8 protein-coding genes and 1 pseudogene are annotated in these 9,133 nt (G+C 73.0%); 7 read left to right on the plus strand and 2 right to left on the minus strand.

Translation table 11 applies throughout. From position 1 onward, the window contains the following. The 5 genes and pseudogenes from ACFUEL_RS28570 to ACFUEL_RS28590 all read left to right on the plus strand — a co-directional run. A pseudogene (locus tag ACFUEL_RS28570) lies at positions 1-211 on the plus strand (hypothetical protein); the annotation flags it as partial. Further along, positions 208-1,197, plus strand: coding sequence for a hypothetical protein (locus tag ACFUEL_RS28575; RefSeq protein WP_380239649.1), 990 nt, complete (start codon positions 208-210; stop codon positions 1,195-1,197). The pseudogene ACFUEL_RS28570 and the gene ACFUEL_RS28575, both read left to right, overlap by 4 nt. Next, positions 1,194-1,556 carry a hypothetical protein gene (locus tag ACFUEL_RS28580; RefSeq protein WP_380239650.1) on the plus strand — a complete coding sequence of 121 codons (363 nt, stop codon included), beginning with the start codon at positions 1,194-1,196 and terminating at the stop codon, positions 1,554-1,556. Before ACFUEL_RS28575 ends, ACFUEL_RS28580 begins: the two co-directional genes overlap by 4 nt. A 35-nt stretch (positions 1,557-1,591) precedes the next feature. Next, positions 1,592-2,299, plus strand: a complete 708-nt coding sequence (locus ACFUEL_RS28585; protein WP_380239651.1) for a hypothetical protein — start codon at positions 1,592-1,594, stop codon at positions 2,297-2,299. A 4-nt stretch (positions 2,300-2,303) separates the two neighbouring features. Then, on the plus strand, positions 2,304-2,696 hold the full coding sequence (locus tag ACFUEL_RS28590) for a hypothetical protein (protein ID WP_380239652.1): 393 nt from the start codon (positions 2,304-2,306) through the stop codon (positions 2,694-2,696). Here the strand turns inward: ACFUEL_RS28590 and ACFUEL_RS28595 are convergent. Both ACFUEL_RS28595 and ACFUEL_RS28600 read right to left on the minus strand, forming a co-directional pair. Next, positions 2,665-3,834, minus strand: a complete 1,170-nt coding sequence (locus ACFUEL_RS28595; RefSeq protein ID WP_380239653.1) for a pyridoxal phosphate-dependent aminotransferase — start codon at positions 3,832-3,834, stop codon at positions 2,665-2,667. The genes ACFUEL_RS28590 and ACFUEL_RS28595 overlap by 32 nt on opposite strands. Positions 3,835-3,902: 68 nt before the next feature. Continuing rightward, positions 3,903-5,216, minus strand: a complete 1,314-nt coding sequence (locus ACFUEL_RS28600) for a DUF4419 domain-containing protein (RefSeq protein WP_380239654.1) — start codon at positions 5,214-5,216, stop codon at positions 3,903-3,905. Between the two features lie 633 nt (positions 5,217-5,849). Between ACFUEL_RS28600 and ACFUEL_RS28605 the strand changes: the two genes are divergently transcribed. Next, complete coding sequence (locus ACFUEL_RS28605) at positions 5,850-7,046, plus strand: hypothetical protein (protein WP_380239655.1); 1,197 nt, start codon at positions 5,850-5,852, stop codon at positions 7,044-7,046. 8 nt (positions 7,047-7,054) lie between these two features. Beyond that, positions 7,055-9,133: tetratricopeptide repeat protein (locus ACFUEL_RS28610; protein WP_380239656.1), on the plus strand; the 2,079-nt coding region annotated here is incomplete at its 3' end.

Raw genomic sequence — 9,133 nt, forward strand, 5'->3', positions numbered from 1 at the left:
GGCCACCCTGGGAGTCGCCGCGGCGGCCGAGGCCGCGATCGTCGAGGCCGGGAAGCGGATCGTCAACGCCGTCATCCAGGAGATCGAGGACGTGATCATCGGCGAACTGGTGTCGATGGCGGTGGAGCCCTTCCAGGCCGCGATCGAGCAGGCCGTCTCCGGCCTGGTGTTCAAGGGCGTCGAGGCGGCGCTCGGAGCGGGGGCCCGGTGAGCGGCGGGTTCCGGATCGACCCGGAGGCCCTGGGCAGGGCCGCCGACCAGGCGCACGCGCACGCCGACCGGGTTGAGCAGCACGGCCGCAACCTGGACGCCCGCACTCGGGGCAAGCTGCTCGGCAAGGGCCGGCTCGGGCAGATCGTGCAGCGGGCGGTGCGCCCGGTGCTCGACTCCATGATCAAGGACATGAGCAAGGCGATGGCGGGCGGCCACCGCTCGATCGGGCACGGCCTGGAGATCACCAGGAAGAACCTGGACGCGGCCGAGGAGTCGATCCGCAAGAACCTCAGGCACCACGCGCGGGACAAGGACAAGGTCGAGGTGAAGCTCGGCCAGTCGGTCCTCGGGGAGGAGGGCCTGCGGGACCAGTACAAGCGCCGGGTCGCCACCCGGATCGCCGGCCTGCGCAAGCAGGGCCACGGACCGCAGCGGCACCTCGACGCCACGGACGACATGCTGAAGGCCCGGCTGGGCACGCCCGTGGCACCGTTCATGCGGGACGGGACGCCCACGTACCACCGCTCGGCGGGCGGCTACATCCAGACCCGGAACAAGATCGACCCGCTGCACGGCCCCGACCCGCAGAAGCGGCTGCAGGGCGACGCGCTGTACCGGGACGCGGAGAACCCGACCGAGCGGCACTCGTGCGGCGACTTCTCCACCGGCTTCAAGCCGGGCGAGGACGAGGCGTTCATGTACGCGGAGCAGCATGCGCGGAGCCTGCTGGACCCGTCGGTGTCGGGTCCGCAACCGATCCGGTTCAGCCTGGAGGACGCGTGGGGCAAGGACGGCGACCACCACGAGAGGCTGCGCGGGTTCTACGTGGACCCGGCCGACCCCGTCGACGCGAACGGCAAGGTGAACTACAAACCGGTCGACTTCCGGGGGGCGAAGATGTTCGCCTACTTCAAGCCCGACAATCATGGGGGGTACAAGCTGTCCACCATGTTCCCGGAACCCGATCCGGCGAGGAATCCGTGAGCTTCCGGCCGTCCGACCTCCCGCACCACGCCACCGACCCACGGGTCGAGGCGTTCTTCCGGTACGCCCTGTCGCACGAGTTCGTCCGGGACCTGCCCGGGTACCGGGCGGACACGAGGCGGGCGGGGTCGGTGTTCGGGCAGCACCTGCGGGAGGCGTTCGAGTACCTGCTGCGGGAGCGGCCGTGCGACGTCATCGACTGGTCCCGGCTGACCGGGGTCGCCTTCACGGACGAGGCGCGTCTGTACGGTTACCTGCGGGGTGTCTTCGACCACCTCTTCGGCGACCGGCCGGAGCCGCCGGTGCCGCCCGACCCGGAGGCCCCGCCGCCCGACTGGGTCGACCTGCTCTGGTCCTGACCGCCCCTCCGCCCCCGGAAGGAAACCGCCGCACCATGCCGCTCCGTGACGAACTCCCGCCCCGCAGCGGGCCCTGGGCCAGCCGCTTCGACTCCGAGGACGCCCTGTACCGGGCCGAGGACGCGCTGCGGACGGCGGCGCTGGAGAACCACGACCTCTCGCCGATCCTGCCGTTCGAGGAGGTCTACGGGCCGTTCCTGGAGTGCGCGGGCAAGGCGACCGCGATCGCGATCGACCCGCGCGAGCCGTACACGGCGGACGGGGAGGTCAACTACGTCTACGCGGACTTCCTGACCCTCGGGCTGCTGTACGGCGTCTACCGGCCCGCCGAGGGCGTCGGGACGACAGGGCCGGTGGACGAGGACGACCTGTGGAACACCACGGTCTACCCGTACCCCGGGGGCCGCATCGACCCGACCAAGGTCGACCTGGCCGAGCTGGGGCTGGACGTGCCGGGGGTGGACCGCCGGTTCGTGCACTTCTGCGCCGGGGCGCTGGGCGTCGAGGCGGTCGACGATCTCGCCGAGCTGCGCGCGACCTTCGACGCGGCCTGGCCGGACTACCGGGAGGTGATCCGGGCCGGCCTGCTGCACCTGATCCGCGCCCGCCCGCTGACGGTGGCGCAGTGGTACGCGCTCACCTACGTCCCGTTCCCCGGCGAGCGGGAGCTGACGGCCTTCCTCGGACAGGTCTACGCCTACCTGTTCGACGGCTTCGACGCGATGCCGGTGGCCCCGGTGTGACCCGGTGGTGAACGTGCCGCCGCTGCGGTGGAGCTTCCGGCAGGTGCCGGGGTGGTCGGAGGACGAGCGGCTCCGCAGGTTCTACCGGGCCTGCTTCCGGGTCGACACCGTGCACGGGATCGGCGACTTCAAGCCGGCCGCGACCGACGGGAGCGCGTTCGCGGACCGGCTCCGGGAGAGCCTGCGGTACCTGCTGGAGCGGCAGCCCGCTTCGACCGGGGACTGGCTGTCGCTCACCGGGTTCCAGTTCGCCGACGAGGGGGCGCTCTACGGGTTCCTCCTCGGCGTGCACGACCACTTCTACGGCCCCCGCCCGGACCCGCCGCAGGTCCCCGACCCGGACTGGTCCCGGCCCGGGGCCCGGGTCAGCCCGCGCGCAGGGTACCCAGCCGGGTGACGGCCTCCTCGATCACCGGGACCCTCTTGCAGAAGGCGAAGCGGACCTGGGCCCGGCCGGCCTCGGCGTCGTCGTAGAAGACCGCGTTGGGGATGGCGACCACGCCGCAGCGTTCGGGCAGGGTGCGGCAGAACTCGACGCCGTCCTTCTCGCCGAGCGGGGTGATGTCGGTGGTGACGAAGTAGGTGCCCTGGGGTTCGAAGACCCGGAACCCGGCGGCGGCCAGGCCCGCGGTGAGCAGGTCGCGCTTGCGGCGCAGGTCGGCGCGGAAGTCGGCGTAGTAGTCGTCGGGCAGCCGCAGTGCCTCGGCGACGGCGTACTGGAACGGGCCGGCGCTGACGTAGGTGAGGTACTGCTTGGCGGTGCGGACGGCGGCCACCAGTTCGGGGGTGCCGGTGATCCAGCCGACCTTCCAGCCGGTGAAGGAGAAGGTCTTGCCGGCCGAGGAGATCGAGACGGTGCGTTCGCGCATGCCGGGCAGGGCGGCCAGCGGGTGGTGGGCGCCGGTGAAGACCAGGTGCTCGTAGACCTCGTCGGTGACGACCAGCAGGTCGTGCTCGACGGCGAGTTCGGCGACGGCGGCGAGTTCCTCGGGGGTGAGGACGGTGCCGGTCGGGTTGTGCGGGGTGTTGACGAGCAGCAGCCGGGTGCGCGGGGTGATCAGGGCGCGCAGCTCGTCCAGGTCCGGGCGGAAGGCGGGCGCGCGCAGGGTCAGCGGGACGCGCCTGGCGTCGGCCATCGCGATGCAGGCGGCGTACGAGTCGTAGAACGGTTCGAAGGCGATCACCTCGTCGCCGGGCTCCAGCAGGGCCAGCAGGGCGGCGGCGATCGCCTCGGTGGCGCCGGCGGTGACCAGCACCTCGGTGTCGGGGTCGTACGTCAGGCCGTAGAAGCGCTGCTGGTGCTCGGCGATCGCGGTGCGCAGTTCGGGGACGCCGGGGCCGGGCGGGTACTGGTTGCCGCGGCCGTCCAGCACGGCGCGGGCGGCGGCCTCGGAGATCTCGCGGGGGCCGTCGGTGTCGGGGAAGCCCTGGCCGAGGTTGATCGAGCCGGTGGCGGTGGCCAGGGCGGACATCTCGGCGAAGATCGTCGTCCCCATGCCCGCCAGACTGCGGTTCAGCAGCGGCCTCGTGCTCATCGGTGGCTCCTCGCGAACGGTGTGGTGGGGCCCATCATCCAGGGGTGCGCGGCGGACGCCAAGGGCCGTCAGCGCGGGAGCGACCGGAGCGCCTCGGCGAGGGTGGTGCCGGTCGGGCGGTCGGCCACGAACTCGGGGTCGATGTAGTCGGCGAGGTACCAGAGCCCGTCGGCCTCCAGCAGGGCCGGGCAGGGGACGGCCTCCGGCGGGGCGAAGACCAGGGCGCGGGTGACCGGCAGCCGCCGGCCGTCGGCGCCGAAGCCCTCGACCTGCTCGCCCGGGTACAGGGTGACGTCGGTGCGGCCGGCGGCGGCGCGGACGTCGTCGAGGGTCCAGTCCTCCGGCAGCGGCGGGGCGGTGAGTTCGAGGACGGCGGAGCCCAGCCGGGGGCGGACCCACTCGCCGTCGCGCTCGATGCCCAGGACACCGCCGACGAAGGCCATCCGGCGGGTGCGGCCCGCCAGTTCCCACTCGAACGGGACGACGGACAGGTGGGCGGGGAAGTGCCCGTCCTCGATCCGGTCGGCGGTGGCCGGGGCGGCGCCGTCCCGGTCGTAGCGGTGGGCGAAGAACCGGGTGATCCAGCCGGTGACGTCCGAACCGCCGGAGTAGGAGCGCCACTTGTAGATCGAGCCCCAGAACTCCTGGTCGACCGGGCCGCCGGCCGCGGTGGCGGCGATCTCGTCCAGCACCGGGTGCAGCCTGCGCAGCCACGGCCGCAGTCCCTCGAACCACTCCTCCAGCCCGCGCGCCCGGGAGGCCAGCAGCCGCCAGTCCTGCGCGGTGCCCTCCAGCCGGACGCGCGGGATGCCGCATATGGTGATCCAGCGGAAGTCGTAGTACGGGCTGACCACGTCCATCAGGGCGATCAGGACGGCGGACGCCTCCACCGGGGTGGTGGTGGAGAAGGCGGGCTGGAACAGGTCGGCGACCTCGTCGCCGATCCGGGCCCGCAGCGGCCCCTGCACCAGGTGCAGCGAGCGCTGCCAGTCGGCGCCGCCGAGCAGTGCGTCGTCCCGGACGGTGATGGTCTGCTTCTTGCCGGGGGTGTCGGTGAACACCCCGGCGTAGCCGTCGGCGTTCAGCCGGACGTGGGTGGCGACCTCGTGCACCACCGCGTACCAGAGCAGGTCGGGGCTCAGGCTCAGCGGCAGGTGGGCGTCGAAGCACAGGTGCAGGGCGCGCAGCAGCAGGCTGGCGGCGGAGTCGTCGTCGGGGGCGTCCGGGTGGCCGAGCAGCCGGTCGGTGGTGCGGTGGTGGACGGCGTGCGGCTCGCGGACGGCGGTCCACAGGAAGGCGCCGTTGTCCAGTTCGCGGAGCTTGGCCGCGCGGGCGGCCGCGGCCGGGTCGTCGGCGAGCGGAAGGGTCAGTTCGACGGCCATCGAGGGCTCCCTGGGGCGTGGTCGGCCGGGCCGGCGGCGGCGCCGGGGCGAGCAGATCGTAGTACCGGTGAGCCGGTCGGGTCGCTCCCGCACCACCCGTCCCACGGGTCGGGTATTTTCCCGGGAATTCCGTGGGGCCTCTCCGGTGGAGGTCCACCACTCTGATTCCGGGGGGATTTTCCGCTCATTCTTCCTGCGGGGAAATGTTCCGTCGGCGGAGCGCACCAGGTCAGCCGAGTGCGCCGGAGAATGCGTCCTACGCCGTTCATCGTGGTTCACGGCCGCGCTATTGACGTGTCATGTTCACGGGCGGCAGGGTTGCTCCCGCCCGGCCGTCCGGCCGGGCGCAACCGCGAGCAGGGAGGTTCTCGTGAAGTCGACCGCTGCCCTCAAGAAGACCGCGAAGAAGATCACCGTCCGTCGGACCGGCGACGTCCGTCTGACCTCGGCCGCCTGTCAGTGCCCGTACCACGCGGCCGCCTGACGGTGACCCCGTGAGCCGGGTCCGGGCGGGCCGGAACGCCCCGTCCGCCCGGGCCCGGCCCGGCACGTCCGGGGAATTCCGGAAAAACCGTCCGGGCGGCCGGTCGGAATTCCGCGTTCCGTGAAACGCCCGATACTTCTGGGAGCGCCGTGAACGAATCCACCATCGCGCTGCACGAGCTGAGTTTCGTCCCCGAGGGCGACGAGGTGCTGGTCGGCCGACTGGACACCGGTTCGTACGCGGTGTTCCCGGCCGACGGCGCCCAGCTGCTCCGCCGGCTCACCGAGGGAATGCCGCTGGACGCGGCCGCCGACTGGTACGAGCAGACCTTCGAGGAACCGGTGGACGTCGAGGACTTCCTCGACACCATCCGCGAACTCGGCTTCGTCCGGGACGCCGGGGACGAGCGGGCCGAGCCCGCCGCGCCGGTCCGGTTCCGCCGGCTGGGCCGGGCGGCCTTCTCCGCCCCCGCCTGGGCCTGCTACCTGGCCGCGGTGCTGCTGTGGCTGCTGGCGCTGACCCGGTACGACGGGCTGCGGCCCGACCCCTCGCAGATCTTCTTCGTGAAGTCGCTGCTGGTGGTCCAACTGGTGATCACCTTCGGCCAGGTGCCGCTGCTGCTGGCGCACGAGGGCTTCCACATCCTGGCCGGGCGCCGGCTCGGCCTGCCGACCAAACTGCGGCTGAGCAACCGGCTGACGTACATCGTCGCCGAGACCGAGACCAACGGACTGCTCAGCGTGGAGCGCCGCAAGCGCTACCTGCCGTTCCTGGCGGGCATGCTGTGCGACGCCGTGGTGCTGGCCGGCCTCGACCTGGCCGCGCTGGCCGGACGGCACGCCGACGGCTCCTTCTCCACCGCGGGCCGGCTCTGCCTGGCGCTCGGCTTCACCGTGGTGATGCGGATCGGCTGGCAGTTCCAGCTCTACCTGCGCACCGACCTGTACTACGTCTTCGCCACCGCGCTGGGCTGCTACGACCTGCACGAGGCGGCCAAGGCCGGGCTGCGCAACCGGATCTGGCGGTGGCTCGGCCGACCCGGGCGGCAGGTCGACGAGAGCCGGTGGACCGCCCAGGACCGCAGGGTCGGCGCCTTCTACGGCCCGTTCATCCTGCTCGGCTTCTGCACCCTGGCCGCGATCACCGTGTTCGCCAGCGTCCCCGTCACCCTGGAGTACCTGCGGATCGCCGCCCGCGCGCTCGGCTCCGGCCGGGTCGACGCCCACTTCTGGGACTCCGCGCTCTCGCTGCTGCTGAACGCGGCCCAGGTCGTCGCGCTGATCGTGCTCGCCCGCCGCAAGCGCCGCGAACAACGCCCCGCCCCACTCGTCTCCCAGGAAGGGTGAACCCGCAGATGGCCGCTCACCGCTGGATCACCGGCCCGCTCCCGACAACCGCCGCGCCGGACATCGCACCGGACACTGTGTCGGACGCGGACCGCACGATCACCGCCCGCTGCCACCGGCGGCTGCGCGGGCCGTACACCGGGGTGGACACCGTGCTGCGCGCCCTGCTGCCCGAGGCCGTCCGCCGGTGGCCCGAACTGGTCGACTTCCACCGGGTGGAACTGCTGTACGGGATGCCCGAGTCGGCCGACCTGATCGGCCCCGCGCCGCGCACCCTGGCGCACGACTCCTCCTACCGGGAGCGCACCCGGTTCTTCGGCTCCGGGATGATCCGCTGCATGAGCCAGGGCGTGGTCACCTTCCTGGTCGAGCACGCCCGCCGGCTGCGTACGGCCGGCGACCCGCCGCCGCACCTGGTGCTCACCCAGGTCGAGCACGCCGAACCGACCACCCAGGAACTGCTCGCCCTGCTGCTGCGCCGGGCCGACCCCGCCCTGCTGCGGGTCACCGTCCGCACCGGGCCGGGCGAGCTGCCCGCCGAACTGGACGCCGCGCTGCGCCGGTACGCCGAACCGGCCGAGGAGCACGGCACCGCCGCGCACCGGCCCGGATACGGCGGCGAGGCGGCCGTCCGGGCGTACGTGCGCGGCGACTGCACCTCCGACGACCCGGTCGAACTGCGCGCCTACCGGGAGGCCGCGCCGGAGCTGCGGGCCCGGCTGCACGACCGGCGGGCCGAGGAACTGGAACGCGCCGGGGTCGGCCCGGCGCAGCTGGTCGGGGCGCTGGCGCACCACCGCGAACACGGCGGCGACCCGGGCGGGGCCGGGCGGCAGGCGCTGCTGGCGGCCCAGCGGTACTGCGTCGAGGTGGGCTTCTCGGCCGCGGTGATCGACCTCGGACTGCGCGGCCGGGCCGTCACCGACCCCGACGAACACCCGCACGACTTCTGGGAGTTCACCCAGCAGGCGGCCGCGGCCTGCATCCCGCTGGGCCGCACCGGGCAGTCGATGGAGCTGTACCTCGACGTCATCCAGCGCTTCACGGACCCCAAGGTCCACATGATGACCAGCTACTCGATCGCGATGCTGCACACCCGCTTCCTGCGCCCGCGCGACCACGACCTGGCGCTGCGCTGGCAGAACAACGCGGCCGCGATCGCGAGCATCCTGCCCGACGAGGCCGAGCGGCTCACCTTCAGCGTCTTCCACGACAACGGCCTGGCCCTGGTCGAGATGCACCGCGGCAACCTGGACCGCGCGCTGTCCCTGGTGGAGTCCTGCATCGCCCGGCTGGACGCCCGGCTGACCGAGGACCAGTGGCGCCTGCACCGCTCCCAACTGCTGTACAACCGGGCCCGGTTGCTCACCGCCACCGACCGGCTGGACGAGGCGTACGCGGACTACACCACCCTGGTCGACCTCGACCCGTACTACACCGACTACCTCTCCGAACGGGCCCGGATCCACCGCGCCCGGGGCGACTTCGACGCCGCGCTGGCCGACTACGACCGCGCGGTGGAACTCGCGCCGCCCTTCCCCGAGCTGTACTACAACCGGGGCACCGCCAGGGCCGAGGCGGGCGACACCAAGGGCGCGCTGGCCGACTTCGGGTACACCCTGGAGATGGAGCCCGACGACCTCGACACCCGGCTGGCCCGAGCCGAACTCCTGCTGGAGGAAGAGGAGTTCGACGCCGCCGAGGCGGACGTGGCGGCCGGCCTGGAACTGCGCCCCGAGGACCCGCGGCTGCTGTGCATGCGCGGCACCGTCGCCCTCCAGCGCGGCGACCTCACCGCGGCCCTCGACGCGCTGGACGCGGCCCTCGCCCGCGACCCCGAGTACCCGGCCGCGCTGCTCAACCGGGCCGTCGTCCACCACGAGCAGGGCCGCCCGCCGGCCGCCGTCGCCGACCTGACCGCGCTGCTCGACCTGGTCGGCGACGACCCCGACGTGCTGCTCAACCGGGGCATCGCGCACCGGGCCGGCGGCCGGCCCGACCTCGCGCTGGCCGACTTCGACCGGGCCCTCGCCCTCCCCGGCGCGGACCTGACCGAACTGGCGGTGCACCGGGCCCGCTGCACCGGC

The sequence above is a fragment of the Kitasatospora sp. NPDC057198 genome, from assembly GCF_042670125.1.
GTDB lineage: Bacteria > Actinomycetota > Actinomycetes > Streptomycetales > Streptomycetaceae > Kitasatospora.